Here is a 13,314-nt window from a genome sequence, read left to right as displayed (position 1 = left end):
GGACCCGGCTCGTCGAATCCCAGCGACCTGACGAGTCCGGGACACCTTTGCTGAGGTCCGCTGCGGCTTCGTGAACTTCGTCATGACCGGTAATCCTGTCGAAGACCCCATCCGAGGACCTAAAGGTGTCACCCCGTAGTCCGGTCAACAGGCCCGTGGAGTGACCGGTAGCCCCGCACGGCTGTCCTGGGATCGAACTCGCCACGCGGAATGTCGGGATGCCACCCGCCGGTCCCCCAGCTCGGTCTCGTCGCTGTCGGCTCCGAGCCGGGACGTCCCGGCTAGCATCGGAGACTTGGGGTCCCGGACCGCCAGGTGATCACGGCGTGGCGGTGACCACCGCGCGGGACCGGTCCGCGGCGATCCGCACCGCCATCACGCCGAGCACGGTGCCCATCACGTAGCGCTGGACCTTCAGCCAGCCGGGCCGGTCGCCGAGGAACCGGGAGATCGACCCCGCGGACATCGCGATCAGGCCGTTCACGGCGATCGCGATGGTGATCTGGACCAGGCCGAGCGTGAAGCTCTGTGCCGCGACGCTGCCCCGGGCCGGGTCGACGAACTGGGGGAGCAGCGAGACGTACATGATGGCGATCTTGGGGTTGAGCAGGTTGGTGACCAGGCCCATCGTGAACAGCTTCCCGGGCCGGTCCACCGGCAGCGCCCCGGGCGCGAACACCGACTTGCCGCCAGGCCGCACCGCCTGGAACGCCAGCCACAGCAGATACGCGGCGCCGGCCAGCTTCAGCGCCGTGTAGACCGCCGGCACCAGGACGAAGATCGTGGCCACGCCGACCGTGGCGGCGACCAGGTAGACGAAGAAGCCGCAGGCCACTCCGGCGAGCGAGATCAACCCGGCCCGGCGGCCCTGGGTCACGGTCCGCGAGACCAGGTAGATCATGTTCGGGCCGGGGATGAGCACCATGCCCAGCTCGATCGCGGCGACGCCCAGTACGGCGTTGAGGGTGACCATGGCCTGACCCTACGCACCGCGCCGCCCGCCGCCAGCGACCCGGATCACACCTTGCTGGGCTTTCAGACCAACGACCGGATGGAGAACGTCGCGGTCGACCAGCCCTCACTACGCGCCGAGTACCGCGTCGACCAGCTTGGCCGGGTCGAAGTCCGCCAACCCCGCCCCCCAGCCGCGCGGCGTGCCACGACGGACGACCCGCAGATACCCATGTTCGGCGGACCGGCTGATCGCCTGGTACACCGACGCGCCCGCAGCCCGGCCTTGGAACTCTCGTTTCCCTCCGCACCAAGCGGCAGCCAGCGGTTTGAGCGTCAGCGGGTGGCACCCCATATCGCAGCCACCGGGTCCCGCTCCCCCACCGAGCGGACCCGGAGAGTCGACCGGACATGAGTTGGTTCGCAAAGCGATCTTCCTCTTGAACCGGTGCGCGTGCTGACCGGTCAGCGACCCAATCGGGCCGCGAGACCGTCGAGCACGCAGTCCAGGCCGAACGCGAACTCGACGTCGGGGTCGAGTTCCTCGGCTTCGAGGACGCGGCGGGCGAGCATCGGGTGCTCGCCCCCCGCGATGACCTCGCTGATGTAGGGCCCGACGCTGCGCTGCCACTGCTCCTTGGTCAGGCCGGTGCGCTGCTCGGCGCGCCGAGCAGCCTGCTGGGTGGCCACCGAGCCCAGCACGTACGCGTGCATGGCGCCGAGCGCCTGCGAGGCCAGGGTGATGTCGGGGGTGAGCGCGACGGCGGCGCGCAGCGCGGATTCGGACCGCCGCAACGAGTTGGGGCCGAGCGAGGGCCGGCCCGCCAGTTCGCCCGCCAACCACGGGTGCCGCAGCAGGGTCGCGCGCAGCGCGTGCGCGACCGCGGCCAGGTCGGTGCGCCAGTCCCCCGTGGGCTCGGGGAGCGGGTCCTCGCCCTGCGCCGCGTCGACCATCAGCTCCACCAGTTCGTCGCGATTGGTGATGTAGCGGTAGAGGGTGGCCGTCCCGGAACCGAGGTCGCCCGCGACCCGGCGCATCGACACCGCGGCCAAGCCCTCCGCGTCGGCGATGGCCAGCGCGGCGGCCACGTACTGGTCCACCCCTGGCGCGCGTCGGCGCGGTTCGGGGCGAGGCCTGGTCCACACCGAAGGAGCGGGTTCGGTCATCGGGTGGCTCCTTTCCTCGTTGACCGGCATCCTACCTTCTGGCTACGGTGTAGCCATGACGGAGACAGCGTATCCAGAAGTGCCGGTGCTCGTGGTCGGAGGCGGCAGCGTCGGGCTGCTCGCCGCGGCGCTGCTCGCCCACCACGGCGTCCCGGCGGTGCTCGTCGAACGCCGGTCCGGGCCGTCGGTCCACCCGCGCGCCACCGGCATCGGGCCGCGCACTGTCGAGATCCTCCGCGAGCTCGGGCTCGATACCGCCGTCGACGCCGTCGCGGTCGACCTCCGAGGCGCCGCGGGCAAGGCGGTGGCGCGGACCGTCGTCGAGCTGGGCGCGGGCGACGTCGTGACCGTGCCCATGCCGACCCCGTCCGCCGCTGAACTGGACACCACGCCGTTCAGGCTGCGCGGCGTCTGCGCGCAGGACCGCCTCGACGCCGTGGTGGCGGCCGACCTGGCGCGCCGGGGAGCGGATCTGCGCTGGTCGACCCGCCTGGTCGGCATCGCGCAGCACGCCGACGGGGTCGACGTCGAACTGGAGGGGCCCGACGGCCGCTACTCGTTGCGCTGCGCGCGCGTGGTAGCCGCGGACGGCACGCACAGCGCCGTGCGGACCGCGCTCGGCGTGGGCACCTCCGGCGCGGGCGACCTGGGCAAGTCGATGATCAACATCCTGTTCCGCGCCGACCTCCGCCCCCACCTGCGGGGGATGGCCTTCGCCACGTGCACGATCACCACGCCGGAAGCGCCCGGCCTGCTGGCGACCGTGGACGGCGAGACGAACTGGGTCTTCCACGTCGCCTGCGACGTCGACGGGGGCGAGCGCCCCGAGGACTTCACGCACGAGCGCTGCGTCGCGGTCGTCCGCGCGGCGGTCGGCGATCCCGACCTCGACGTCGAGGTGCGCAGCGTGCTCCCGTGGCGACCCCGGAGCGCCCTGGCCGAACGCTTCGCCGTCGGCCGCGTGTTCCTCGTCGGCGACGCCGCGCACACCGTGTCGCCGCTGGGCGCGTTCGGCCTCAACACCGGGGTCGCCGACGCGCACAACCTGGCGTGGAAGCTGGCCGCCGTGCACAAGGGTGCGGCGGGCGCCGGGCTGCTCGACACCTACGCGCAGGAGCGCGAGCCGGTCGCCGCGGCGACGCTGGACCAGGCGATGCGCCGGCTCGCCGACCCGCAGCTGCACTGGGGGCAGGGACCTGAGGCCGACGCCGCCAGGGCGGCGGCGGGGGTGTGGGCGGCGCCGGTCGTGCACCTCGGCCAGCGGTACGACTCGGCCGCCGTCGTCGACCTGCGGCCGGAACTTCCGTCCACTGTGGACCTGGCGGTGGCGCTGGACGGGTCGCCGGGTTCACGGGTGCCCCACGCGTGGGTCGACGGGGTCTCCACGCTCGACCTGGTCGCCTCCCGGTGGACCCTGCTGGTGGGCGCCGCGGGCGACCGGTGGCTCGCCGCCGCGGCGGACGCCGGCCTACCGGCGCACCGGGTCCCCGCACCGTGGCTGACCGACGACGGGGCCCTGCTCGTGCGACCGGACGCGATCGTCGCGATGCGGGTCACGGCACCGGTCCCGGACCCCGCGCGGTTTCTCACCGACGTCCTGGACCAGGTGCTGGCCAGGCCAGTCGCGGTGCCGAGCACCTGACCGGGGGTGCCTCGACGGAGGCACCCCGTCACGGCTTCAGCTTGGTCGTGCTGACCTCGCGGTTCGAGAAGATGCCCTGACCTGCGCAAATCCCCCCGATGTGTGACCTTACCCACAACCGGGTAGTCGGTGTGGACGCTTCATCCCCCGAGGCGTCGGCCTCCTGACGGGAAGGAGAGAGGCAGTGTCCACATCCAATCTGGCTGCCGTCGACATCGGTCAGGGCGTGTCGAACGCCTGGTCGGCGGTGGCCACGTTTGTGCCGAAGTTCGTCGCGTTCCTGGTCATCCTGGTCATCGGGTGGTTCATCGCGAAGCTCCTGGCGAAGGCGGTCGAGAAGGTCCTGGCGCGCGTCGGCTTCAACCGCGTGGTCGAGCGGGGCGGGATCAACAGCATGCTGGCCAAGAGCAAGTTCGACGCCTCGGACATCATCGCCAAGCTGGTGTACTACGCGGTGCTGCTGATCGCGCTGCAGTTCGCGTTCGGGGTGTGGGGGCCGAACCCGGTGAGCGCGCTGCTGACCGAGATCGTGGCCTGGCTGCCGAAGGCCGTGGTCGCGATCATCATCGTGGTGGTCGTGGCGGCGATCGCCCGGGCGGTGCGGGACCTGGTGTCCCGCGCGCTGAGCGGGCTGTCCTACGGCAATCTGCTCGCCACCCTCGCCTCGGTGTTCATCTGGGGCCTGGGCATCATCGCCGCGGTGAACCAGATCGGCATCGCGACCACGGTCACCCTGCCGGTGCTGATCACCGTGCTGGCCACGATCGGCGGGATCCTCGTCGTCGGCGTGGGCGGCGGCCTGGTCAAACCGATGCAGCAACGCTGGAACACCTGGCTGGGGCGCGCCGAGAACGAGTTCCCGGCGGCCAAAGCGCAGGCCGAGGCCTACCAGCGCGGGCGGGAAGACGCCGCACGGGCGGGAGCCCACGCGACCGAGCAGATGCCGCAGTCCCAGCCCTCAGAGGTGACCCGGCCACCAGGGCAGGAGGGCATGCCCCCGCGGTGACGAGCGGATTCAGTGAGGCAGCCAGGGCGGCTGCCTCACTGGCTCACCGCGCCCGCGGGCGGCGCGTCCGGACCGGCGAACCGGGAATGCGGATCGAGCACCGCCGCCAAGGCGCACACCCCGAGCAGGCGCGCCGTCGTCCAGTCGATCCGGGCCCAGCCCGCCAGATCACCGGGGAGCCGCAGCCGCCAGCCCTGCCCGGCGGCCTGATCGACCAGGCCGCGCGCGTACCCGGACAGCAGCACCACCCCGGCCACCGCGGCCGAGCCCTCCACCCCCAGGGTCACGATGTCCCGGACCGCGGCGGAATGCTGATCCACCACCGCGGACAGCCCGGGCAACGCCGCCGCGGCGGCCAGCCCCGCAGCGCCGATCTCGTCGTGCAGGCGGGCGAGCGAGCGCCGCGCGGCAGCCTCCATCCACCCGGTGACCACGCCAGACATGCCCGCCACCCTAACCCGTCGCTCCGGGCCACCAGGGCGCATCCCCAGCAATCCACCCGGAGTGAGCTGTCACTGCGTGCCCCGCGGGCGAAGACCAAGCCGACGCAGCTCCGACCGACAAGGCGGCACCGACATGATCTACCGCGTGCAGGCCGGCGTGACGGTGACCTGCCACGAGCCGGACGCCCGGCGTGCCCTCGTCCGCGAGGTACGCAGACGGCTGCTCGTGGACGCCCCGCACGGCGCGAAGGCCGACAGCCTCGACTTCGACACCGCCAACTCCCGCCTGATCGCCGGCTGGGTCCTCACCGCGGACTCAGCCGACCGGGCAGGCTGGTGGGCGCTCACCCAGCTGCGCGGCGCGGTCCAGACCGCCTGCCAACGCGCCGGCACCAAACTCGACCCGGTCACCATGACCGACAACTTCACCCTGGCGGTGTCCCAGGTGCCACGAGCATCTCACCGCACCCACGCCTGACTGGGCTCAGGACAGTGCGGCAGTACCGTCCTTCGTGTATCGACCAGCCACTTCGGCATACGCCGCTTTGGGTGCCCAGCTCGACGGATCCTCGGCGGAGACCTTGACCACCCCGAAACCGGCCATGTCCAGATCGCGGGCCGGCTCGTGGTGGTGCGGGAAGTCGCGCATGGCGAAGGTGTAGACGAAACAGCCATGGACACCGCGGGCGGCAAAAAGGTCGATGAGCGCGCCCAGGTACGTCGCCTGGGTGCGCTCGTCCCGCTCGTACCCGTCCCGGATGCGGGGCGGCACGCGGAACCAGTTCACGATCCGGAACGAGCCGGGCCCGCGGCGCTCCGCCCCGCGGAAGGCGCCGCACCCGAACTCGGTGATGATCACCGGCTTGCCCCGCTCGTTCGCCTCCTCCAGCAGACCATCCAGCCGCCGCTCGTATGCGGACGGGTCGTCCCCGAAGCGATAGAGGTTGACGCCGACGATGTCGAAGCCGGACCAGTCGACCTGCTCCCAATAGCCGGCGGCGTAGGTGAGCGGACCGTGAAAGGTACTGCGAGCAGTGGCGAGTGCGTCGGCGAGCAGGCCGCGGAGCTTGCGGGTGATCCGGCGGTCGAACAGACGCCGCCAGCGCACCAGCACCTGCAGGCGCAGGAGCTCCCGCGGGCCCGGCAGCATGCCCCGCTGAGTCAGCGAGAACTCGCTGCCGACCAGTAACGTCACTCTGCCCGGGTATTCCGTCCGCAGCTGCTCGGCCCCGGCGGCCATCTTTGCCAGGTGGGCCAGAAGCGCCGAGCGCGGCCGGTCCGGCAGGTACGGCCGGACATAAACGTCCAGCCCCACCTCAAGGGCAGTACGGGCCGCCTGCAACTGCGCCCCGACGTCGGTGCCGATCAACATCACCGCCGTGCAATGCAGTTCCTCGCGGATCGCCCGCAAGTCGCCACGGAGCACCTCGGCACTCACCTCCCCGGTGACATACGAGATCCCCTTGACGGCAAGGCCCATGCGGCATGTCTAACACATGGCACGCCGCAACCCGACCAGCTCCCACCGACCATTCCCGAACCACACGATCGAACAATTGATGTCCGCGTGGCGTGACAAGCGCACCACAAGATTTCCGCAAGGCCGGACATCTACGCTCGACGCCCTCTGCACTAGACACACACTTCGGGCGGATAGGCGAATATCGACTATTGGGGGTTTCCTATGCGTCGAATTCTCATTGCCGTTGCCATGATCATGCTTGCCGGGGTGGTGCCGGTGTCCGCGACAGCCGCGCCGGCCGGTCCCACGCTCTATGTGACCAATGGCAACTCCGACAACATCGCCATCTTCACGATCACCGACACCGGCGACCTGATTCCGCTCGGCGACCCGGTCCCCACGGCTGACCAACCACGCAGCATGGTCTTCTCGCCAGGCGGCGACTTCCTGTACGTCGAAAACGGCGATGCCCACCAGGTCTCGACCTACAAGGTCGACTCGCGTGGCCGGTTGACGTTGCGCCAGAAGATCGAGACGGCCGGATACCCGTTCGGCATCGCCCTCTCCCCCCGAGGGGACGCGGTCTTCGTGACGAACCTCAACGACCCGCCGTCGGTCTCGTCGTTCGCCGTGCGCTATGACGGCACGCTCGAGCCGATCGGCGAGCCGGTGCCCGTGGGCAACGGTGCGCTGTCCGCGCGGGGCGTCGCGGTGAGCACCGACGGCCGGTTCGTCTTCGTCGGCACCGGCGACCCGTTCTCCCCCGACCCGGGCGAGCTCACCACGTTCGCGGTGCGGGCGGACCACACGCTCGAGTTCCGGAGCTCGGCTCCGGCCGGGGCGGGAGCACTCGGCATCGGCGTGGCACCGAACGGCCGGTTCGTGTACCTGGCCTGCGGCGTATCCGACGAGATCATGCCATTCAAGATCGGCCACGACGGGCGGCTGACCCCGCTCCCGGTGGTACGGGCGCCGGACCTCCCGGTGTCCGCAGAGATCAGCCGGGACGGGAAGTTCCTGTTCGCCACCAGTCACGGGGACAACACCGGCACAACCAAGGGAGTCCGGGTCTTCAAGATCCAAGCCGACGGCACGCTGCGGCCGGTCGCCAGCGATCCGACACCGGCGGGCGGTACACCGGTCTGGCCAGCCCTCACCCCGGACGGCCGTCACCTGTACGTCACCAACGAGGACACCAGCGGTGAGGTCTTCGGATTCGAAAAGTCGAACACCGGTGCGCTGTCGCCACTGGCCAACTCGCCGTTCGACGCCAGGGGGCAGTTCTCGATGTTCCAGTCGGTGGCGGTCAGGGGATAACGCCCGGTTCGCGACGCGGCGGTGACGGTAGAACACCGGAGCCTGCTCCCTCATCTCGCTCATCGGGTCTCTCCTCCAGCGGTCACATTTCTCTGTCGCGATCCGTCGGGGCGTTTGACAGCAACCTGAAGCCCGAAGGAGACGGCTATGGAAACACGCTCGATCACGTCGGAGGTCCCGATGGTTCCACGGATGACCGAGGACCCCGCGCAGCTCGTCCCCGAACTGGCAGAGGTGTCGGCGGCCCTGTTCAAGGTCGTCGGCAACGGTTCGATACCGCGCTCCACGATCAGCCTCGTTCAGCTGCGCGCTGGCCAGGTCGCCGGCAGCACCTACCTGACCGTTCTGCACACCGGCTTCCTCCGCAAGGCCGGAGAATCGGAGGAACGGATCACCTCGGTGGCGTCCTGGCCGGACTCGCCCTACTTCACCAGTGCCGAGCGTGCCGCGCTGGCACTGCTGGAAGCCGTGCTTCAGCAGCCCGCACACGGCGAAAGGGTCTCCGACGAGCTGTATGCACAGGCAGCCGAGCACTACGAACCCAAGGCACTCGCCACGCTGATGTTCGCGATCGGCCAGGTGAACTTCTTCACCCCCATCGCGCTCATCGCCAAGCCGGTACCCGGCCGGTCGTTCACCGACCCGTGGAAGTGACACCGCTACCGGTTCGAGTAAGGCGAGCTCCCCATTCCCCGGCCAAGATACGGGGTCACCACACGGAATGAGAACGCGCCGTGGTCCCGCGGCCCCCTCGGCGGGCCACGGCGCGCTTCCAAGATCATTTCGAGGCTTGCCCCCTCCTCGTGTCCACAGGCTTTGCGTAACTATTGGGCAACCTGCGGAACCATCGTGGTGGAATGCGCGTTCCAACAGCCTTTACCACGGGAGGCCAATTGTGAATTTCGAGGAACAGCTCCACCAGGCCGTCGAAAAGATCATTGACGCGGCGATCGGCTACTACATGTTCAACCGGAACTGGATACGCTACGGAGGCAACTACGTCAACTCGCTCCTGCCGGGATGGGAGATCACGCCGCCTGAGCAGAATGACCGCGTACTGACCGTGGATCACCGTTGGCAGCGGGTACACGAAGTTCTGCGCGAAGACCCGGATGACATTGCAGGATCTGGCCTGGGAGGTCAAAGAGCGCGGCAAACACATGCTGCTCGCCGCCGACATGATGACGTCGACCGAAGCCGAAGCAGCCATGAAGCGGCACAAGGAGTCGCTCCATGGCAGCGGCTACTCCCCGATCGACGACGCGGGCAAATGGCTTGCCGACAATCCCTGACCGGCGAGCGGCCTACTTGTGGCTTTCGGTACCTTCAACGCCCCGAATGTGGAATTTCAACTTAGGTTCCCTTGCCCATGATGGGAATCTTGTTGAGAAAGTGTGCTGGACCTGCGGTTTCGTGGGTTTGGACCTGCTCGGGTTGTTTGCTGGGTGCGGCAGTGGGGGCTGTTCGCCGTGTCTGGCCTGATTGCGCCCGGATTTGGTCGCTGACGTGCGGAAACTCCGTTACGCTGTGGTTGATCATCAAAGGGTCCAGATGTGACCTTCGCCCAGCGAGTTGCTGGGAGTGTTTCGGTGGGTAGGGCGTTGAATCGTCGGCTGCGGCGGCAGGCTGCGGGCGAGCTTCCGGAGTTGCGTGTGGTGATCTACGCGCGGGCGTCGAAGGATGGGAAGGGCCGGAAGGTCTCGGTCGGTACGCAGATCGCGCAAGGAAGGGCGTGGTGCAAGCGGATCGGGGCGGTCGTAGTCGCTGTGCTGGTGGACAACGACCTGTCGGCGTCGCGGTATGCGACCGAGCAGCGCACGGACTATGAAGAAGCGCTGCGGCTGCTGGCGACTGGCGAGGCGAACACGTTGTGGACGCGGGAGAACTCTCGGGCGCAGCGTGAGCTGGACGTGTTCGTTCGGCTGCGGAAGATTCTGGTCGATGTGGGCGGCTTCTGGGCCTATGACGACCAGATCTACGACATGAACGATCCGGACGACAGGGTGGACACCGCCGAGGACGCGGTGGACGCCGAGCGGGAGTCGGAGAGGCTGCGCAAGCGGGTCCGGATCGGGGTCGAAGCCCGTGCGATGGAGGGGCTTTGGGCGGGGCCGCTGTCATTCGGGTTGCGGATCATCTATGACCCTCGCACGGGCGAGCCGGGCAGGGAGATCGACCCGGAGGCTGCCGCGATCGCCGAAGAGTTGGTCGACCGGTTGATCGTGACCGGGAACGAGACCGAGGTCTCACAGGATTTCAACGCCCGTGGGGTGTCGTGTGCGCGGGCGCAGACATGGCGGGCCGATCATGTGCGCAAGTTGTATGAGCTGTCGCGGGATGCAGAGGGGTGGGCAAAGTTCACCGCGTCGTTGACCCCCGAGCAGTTGGAGTCAGCGTATGAGGCGCTGGCGCTGCTGCGCACGGAGTCTCCGTCACAGGTGGCGAAGGAGATGAACCAAGGCCAGCGGGCGCATCCGATGCCAGGGAGGTGGAACCCGGCGAAGATCCGCAACATCGCGCTGAATCCGGCGCTCGCGGGTCTACGGGTGTTCCGGGGCGAGATCATCGGCAAGGGCAACTGGCCCGCGATCATCACCGAGGAAAAGCGCGCTCTGGTCGTGGCTCGGCTCGGCGACCCAAGCCGTAGGTGGATCAGGGACGGTGTGCGAGTCAAGTATTTGCTGTCCGGGATCATGCTGTGCAGCGTGTGTGAGCAGGGCGTCGGCACCAGGAAACACGGGGGCCAGATGCGCTACCGCTGCGCCGAAGGGCACCTCACCCGGGACATGGCGAAGTGTGACTCGCTGGTGGTCGAAGCCGTCTTGACGCGGTTGATGTCGAAGGACGCGCGCGAGTTGTTCCACTTTGAGAACCATGCCCAGGAGTTGATCAAGGTGGTGCAGGCGGCGCAGGAGCTACGTGCCCGTCTGGACGCGTTCACCGACGAGGCGGCCGACGGCAAGATCAGCCCGGATCGGTTGGGCGGATCGAGGCGAAACTGACGCCGAAGATCAAGGCGGCGGAGGCGCGGGTGAAGAACCTCGGCGTGATGCCGGTGGTCGCCAAGCTGATCGGCCCGCAGGCCCCGCAGGCATGGGACACGCTGCCGCTGATCCAGAAACGCGAGGTGTTGCGGGCAGTGGTACGGCCCCGGCTGCTGCCGACTACGGGTGGGCGGGCACCGTTCAATCCGGACGCGATCCGCTTGTCCTGGCTCGGGAAGCCCGCACCGATCCCGGACGTGGACGAGGCCGCCTGACCGGCTAGGCCAGAAAAGGTGAGCGGCCCCGGCCTCCTTCGGGAGTGCCGGGGCCGATTCGCGGGTTAGCCCGGTGCTGGGCGGGTGTGGAGTCTGCGCACGGCGGGCGCGAAGATCGTGCGTAGTCGGTCGCGCTGCTCATCGGTGAACGGGGGCGCGGTTGCAGCGGCAGCGTGCGCTGCGGCCACCTCGGCAGGAGTAAGCACGGAACGCGGGTCGAGGGCGACCGTGGCGGCCTGCTCAGTAGTCAAGGGAGGTCCACTCAGCTTTGGGGCCTTCGGTTCGGCCCTCTGCGGCGGTCTCAGCCGGTGTTAGGGCCTGTCCCTGCCGGTTGCGGGGGTCGGCTAGCGGGGTGACCTTGTGCTCGGTGGAGATCACTATGCCGAAGGTGGCGAGCAGGGTTACCAGGGCGGTGATCACGCCGGTTACGGCGTTGCTCTGGTCGGTGGTGAACAGGCCGGAGCCGACAAGGCCGGACACGATGGCGGTCAGGCCGCCGACGACGGACGCGGCGATGCGCAGGGGGTAACGGGACATGCGGGTGCTCTCTTTCTTCGATGCCTGGTCGAGACGGAGTGGTCGCGGCGAAGCCGCGGAACGGTTCAGCTCTTGGTGAGCGCGGCGAGGATGGCGTCGAGCTTCTTGCCCTGTTCGGCCTGAGCCTTCTCGATCGCCTCGATCCGGGGCGAGGTGGTGAAGATTTCGTGCTCCCACACCGAGTGGGCGGCGTTGGTCAGCGATCCGGCGGAGTATCCGCCGCGTTTGGCAATGGCGCGCTCGTCCAGAGCGGGGAAGAGGCGGGCGAGTTGGACCAGGAAGTCGCCGAACTCGATGCCCGCCTGTGTGAAGGTCTTGCTCACGCTGTTGTAGATCTCGTTGATCTGTTCCGAGGCGGTCTTGCTCAATCCGTTCTCCGAGGTGTTGGTGAAGTGGCGAGTCGTGTAGGACTCGTTTAGGTCGACGCCCTGGGCGCGGATGCCGGGGACGCGACCGGTGTCGCTGTACTGGTGCACGTCATAGGGGCCGCCGTAGGCGGGTCGCGCGCCGTAGCGGGCGATCCAGAGGACGGGCCGGGTATCCCACGTATCGGGCCGGAGCGCCTTGGCGAAAGAGTTGTTCATGTACACGCCGGGCTGATAGCCCAGCTCAGCGACGCGGCGGCAGAACCGGACACCGAACTCCCGCGCCGCGCGATCGGGCACGAAGGGTTTCTCCAGGTCGAGCATCGGCACGAGCCCGTCCGCGCCGAGGCGGCGCACCTCGCTGATCAGGATTTCGGCCTGTCGTTCCGGGCTGGGCGATGTCTGGGCGAAGTGGTAGCCGCCTACGGGGATTCCGGCGCTGCGGGCTCCGGAGACTTGGCGGTCCCCGCGCACGGGGGCGGGGCCGCCGCCGTCGGTGAGCTTGACCCAGACGAAGCTCACGCCATGGCCGCGGACCACGCGCCAGTCGGTGACCTGCTGGTACCGGTAGATGTCGAGGCCGAGGGCCATCGGTTAGTCACCTCGCGGGTTGGGTGGGTGGTTGAGCTGGGCGCGCAGTGCGCCGACTTCGAGCAGCAGCCGCGCGTTCTCCTGGCGCACGGCGGAGAGTTCGGCCTTGACCGCCGCCAGCTCGGCGAGCACGTCTCGGGTGTGGTTGGCGCGGTCGGCGAGTAGGGCTTGGTATCCGGCGTGCAACTCGGCGAGGGCCTGCGCGTCGGCGGACGTGCGGGCGGTGCGCACGGCCCGGCGTGCCGTGTACAGCGCGGTGAGCGCCCCGGTTGCGGGGCCGAGGAACGTGCCCAGCGCGGTAAGCCAGGCAGGCAGCAATCAGTACCTCCAAGCTGGGCTTTAACACGTTCGGCTACCCGGCCAAGCATGAGGACGAAAGGTCCAAGTTGCGCGCGAGAAATGAGCAATATCTGGAAGGGCGGAAGGTCAGGCGGCGATCAGGAGCACGGTGACGTTGGTGTAGGCGGGTCCGGCGAAGTTGTAGCCGTCCGCGCTGCCGCCTTTCCATTTGCTGACCACCAGCGAGACGGCGCGGGCACCGGCCAGGGCCGGGCTCATGCCGGTGATCGGAAAC

17 protein-coding genes are annotated in these 13,314 nt (G+C 68.8%); 8 read left to right on the top strand and 9 right to left on the bottom strand.

From position 1 onward, the window contains the following. Positions 1 to 319 precede the first annotated feature (319 nt). From FXO23_RS14925 to FXO23_RS14920, 3 genes are all read right to left on the bottom strand, one after another. Positions 320 to 973, bottom strand: coding sequence for a LysE family translocator (locus FXO23_RS14925; protein WP_158885117.1), 654 nt, complete (start codon positions 971 to 973; stop codon positions 320 to 322). Between the two features lie 108 nt (positions 974 to 1,081). Beyond that, entirely contained in the window at positions 1,082 to 1,216 is a 135-nt protein-coding gene (locus FXO23_RS52260; RefSeq protein WP_281356533.1) for a hypothetical protein, read from the bottom strand. Between the two features lie 200 nt (positions 1,217 to 1,416). Continuing rightward, positions 1,417 to 2,118: a TetR/AcrR family transcriptional regulator C-terminal domain-containing protein gene (locus tag FXO23_RS14920; protein ID WP_246257255.1), complete on the bottom strand. Its 702-nt coding sequence runs from the start codon at positions 2,116 to 2,118 to the stop codon at positions 1,417 to 1,419. 55 nt (positions 2,119 to 2,173) lie between these two features. Between FXO23_RS14920 and FXO23_RS14915 the strand changes: the two genes are divergently transcribed. Together FXO23_RS14915 and FXO23_RS14910 are read left to right on the top strand one after the other, a co-directional pair. Beyond that, positions 2,174 to 3,760 carry an FAD-dependent monooxygenase gene (locus tag FXO23_RS14915; RefSeq protein ID WP_158885115.1) on the top strand — a complete coding sequence of 529 codons (1,587 nt, stop codon included), beginning with the start codon at positions 2,174 to 2,176 and terminating at the stop codon, positions 3,758 to 3,760. A 184-nt stretch (positions 3,761 to 3,944) separates the two neighbouring features. Further along, on the top strand, positions 3,945 to 4,766 hold the full coding sequence (locus FXO23_RS14910; protein WP_158885113.1) for a mechanosensitive ion channel family protein: 822 nt from the start codon (positions 3,945 to 3,947) through the stop codon (positions 4,764 to 4,766). A 35-nt stretch (positions 4,767 to 4,801) separates the two neighbouring features. Here FXO23_RS14910 and FXO23_RS14905 read toward each other — a convergent pair whose 3' ends face one another. Beyond that, the gene (locus FXO23_RS14905; RefSeq protein WP_158885111.1) at positions 4,802 to 5,209 is read right to left on the bottom strand and encodes a DUF6401 family natural product biosynthesis protein; all 408 of its coding nucleotides are present in this window, start codon (positions 5,207 to 5,209) and stop codon (positions 4,802 to 4,804) included. A 133-nt stretch (positions 5,210 to 5,342) separates the two neighbouring features. Here FXO23_RS14905 and FXO23_RS14900 point away from each other — a divergent pair, with 133 nt between their 5' ends. Beyond that, the gene (locus FXO23_RS14900) at positions 5,343 to 5,687 is read left to right on the top strand and encodes a hypothetical protein (protein WP_158885109.1); all 345 of its coding nucleotides are present in this window, start codon (positions 5,343 to 5,345) and stop codon (positions 5,685 to 5,687) included. A 6-nt stretch (positions 5,688 to 5,693) separates the two neighbouring features. On the opposite strand, the gene FXO23_RS14895 is transcribed toward FXO23_RS14900, so the two are convergent. Then, on the bottom strand, positions 5,694 to 6,689 hold the full coding sequence (locus FXO23_RS14895; protein ID WP_158885107.1) for a glycoside hydrolase family 113 protein: 996 nt from the start codon (positions 6,687 to 6,689) through the stop codon (positions 5,694 to 5,696). Between the two features lie 258 nt (positions 6,690 to 6,947). Here FXO23_RS14895 and FXO23_RS14890 point away from each other — a divergent pair, with 258 nt between their 5' ends. The 5 genes from FXO23_RS14890 (at position 6,948) to FXO23_RS14870 (ending at position 11,247) form a co-directional block, all read left to right on the top strand. After that, on the top strand, positions 6,948 to 7,988 hold the full coding sequence (locus tag FXO23_RS14890) for a lactonase family protein (RefSeq protein WP_158885105.1): 1,041 nt from the start codon (positions 6,948 to 6,950) through the stop codon (positions 7,986 to 7,988). A 192-nt stretch (positions 7,989 to 8,180) separates the two neighbouring features. Continuing rightward, positions 8,181 to 8,642 (top strand): carboxymuconolactone decarboxylase family protein, encoded by a 462-nt coding sequence (locus FXO23_RS14885; RefSeq protein WP_246257253.1) that lies wholly within the window; start codon positions 8,181 to 8,183, stop codon positions 8,640 to 8,642. Positions 8,643 to 9,100: 458 nt separating this feature from the next. Continuing rightward, positions 9,101 to 9,280, top strand: a complete 180-nt coding sequence (locus tag FXO23_RS14880; RefSeq protein WP_158885101.1) for a hypothetical protein — start codon at positions 9,101 to 9,103, stop codon at positions 9,278 to 9,280. A gap of 309 nt (positions 9,281 to 9,589) precedes the next feature. Next, positions 9,590 to 10,990 (top strand): recombinase family protein, encoded by a 1,401-nt coding sequence (locus tag FXO23_RS14875; RefSeq protein ID WP_218952022.1) that lies wholly within the window; start codon positions 9,590 to 9,592, stop codon positions 10,988 to 10,990. A 29-nt stretch (positions 10,991 to 11,019) separates the two neighbouring features. Next, positions 11,020 to 11,247: a hypothetical protein gene (locus tag FXO23_RS14870; RefSeq protein WP_158885097.1), complete on the top strand. Its 228-nt coding sequence runs from the start codon at positions 11,020 to 11,022 to the stop codon at positions 11,245 to 11,247. A gap of 240 nt (positions 11,248 to 11,487) precedes the next feature. Here the strand turns inward: FXO23_RS14870 and FXO23_RS14865 are convergent, their stop codons facing one another. From FXO23_RS14865 to FXO23_RS52255, 4 genes are all read right to left on the bottom strand, one after another. Beyond that, a complete protein-coding gene (locus FXO23_RS14865; RefSeq protein ID WP_158885095.1) occupies positions 11,488 to 11,784 on the bottom strand; it encodes a hypothetical protein in 297 nt (98 codons plus the stop codon). A gap of 65 nt (positions 11,785 to 11,849) precedes the next feature. Continuing rightward, on the bottom strand, positions 11,850 to 12,740 hold the full coding sequence (locus tag FXO23_RS14860; RefSeq protein WP_158885093.1) for a glycoside hydrolase family 25 protein: 891 nt from the start codon (positions 12,738 to 12,740) through the stop codon (positions 11,850 to 11,852). Between the two features lie 3 nt (positions 12,741 to 12,743). Continuing rightward, the gene (locus tag FXO23_RS14855; protein WP_158885091.1) at positions 12,744 to 13,058 is read right to left on the bottom strand and encodes a hypothetical protein; all 315 of its coding nucleotides are present in this window, start codon (positions 13,056 to 13,058) and stop codon (positions 12,744 to 12,746) included. A 108-nt stretch (positions 13,059 to 13,166) separates the two neighbouring features. Beyond that, positions 13,167 to 13,298, bottom strand: a complete 132-nt coding sequence (locus FXO23_RS52255) for a hypothetical protein (RefSeq protein WP_281356532.1) — start codon at positions 13,296 to 13,298, stop codon at positions 13,167 to 13,169. Between the last annotated feature and the right edge of the window lie 16 nt (positions 13,299 to 13,314).

Source organism: Amycolatopsis anabasis, assembly GCF_009765355.1.
In the GTDB taxonomy this organism is placed as follows: domain Bacteria; phylum Actinomycetota; class Actinomycetes; order Mycobacteriales; family Pseudonocardiaceae; genus Amycolatopsis; species Amycolatopsis anabasis.
This window is presented reverse-complemented; position numbering and strand designations above follow the sequence as displayed.

Coding starts and splice junctions, on each gene's coding strand:
- FXO23_RS14880 (WP_158885101.1), top strand. CDS start 9,101: ATGACATTGCAGGATCTGGCCTGGGAGGTCAAAGAGCGCGGCAAACAC.
- FXO23_RS14860 (WP_158885093.1), bottom strand. CDS start 12,740: ATGGCCCTCGGCCTCGACATCTACCGGTACCAGCAGGTCACCGACTGG.
- FXO23_RS14915 (WP_158885115.1), top strand. CDS start 2,174: ATGACGGAGACAGCGTATCCAGAAGTGCCGGTGCTCGTGGTCGGAGGC.
- FXO23_RS14920 (WP_246257255.1), bottom strand. CDS start 2,118: ATGACCGAACCCGCTCCTTCGGTGTGGACCAGGCCTCGCCCCGAACCG.
- FXO23_RS14895 (WP_158885107.1), bottom strand. CDS start 6,689: ATGGGCCTTGCCGTCAAGGGGATCTCGTATGTCACCGGGGAGGTGAGT.
- FXO23_RS14925 (WP_158885117.1), bottom strand. CDS start 973: ATGGTCACCCTCAACGCCGTACTGGGCGTCGCCGCGATCGAGCTGGGC.
- FXO23_RS14865 (WP_158885095.1), bottom strand. CDS start 11,784: ATGTCCCGTTACCCCCTGCGCATCGCCGCGTCCGTCGTCGGCGGCCTG.
- FXO23_RS14885 (WP_246257253.1), top strand. CDS start 8,181: ATGACCGAGGACCCCGCGCAGCTCGTCCCCGAACTGGCAGAGGTGTCG.
- FXO23_RS52255 (WP_281356532.1), bottom strand. CDS start 13,298: ATGAGCCCGGCCCTGGCCGGTGCCCGCGCCGTCTCGCTGGTGGTCAGC.
- FXO23_RS14900 (WP_158885109.1), top strand. CDS start 5,343: ATGATCTACCGCGTGCAGGCCGGCGTGACGGTGACCTGCCACGAGCCG.
- FXO23_RS14905 (WP_158885111.1), bottom strand. CDS start 5,209: ATGTCTGGCGTGGTCACCGGGTGGATGGAGGCTGCCGCGCGGCGCTCG.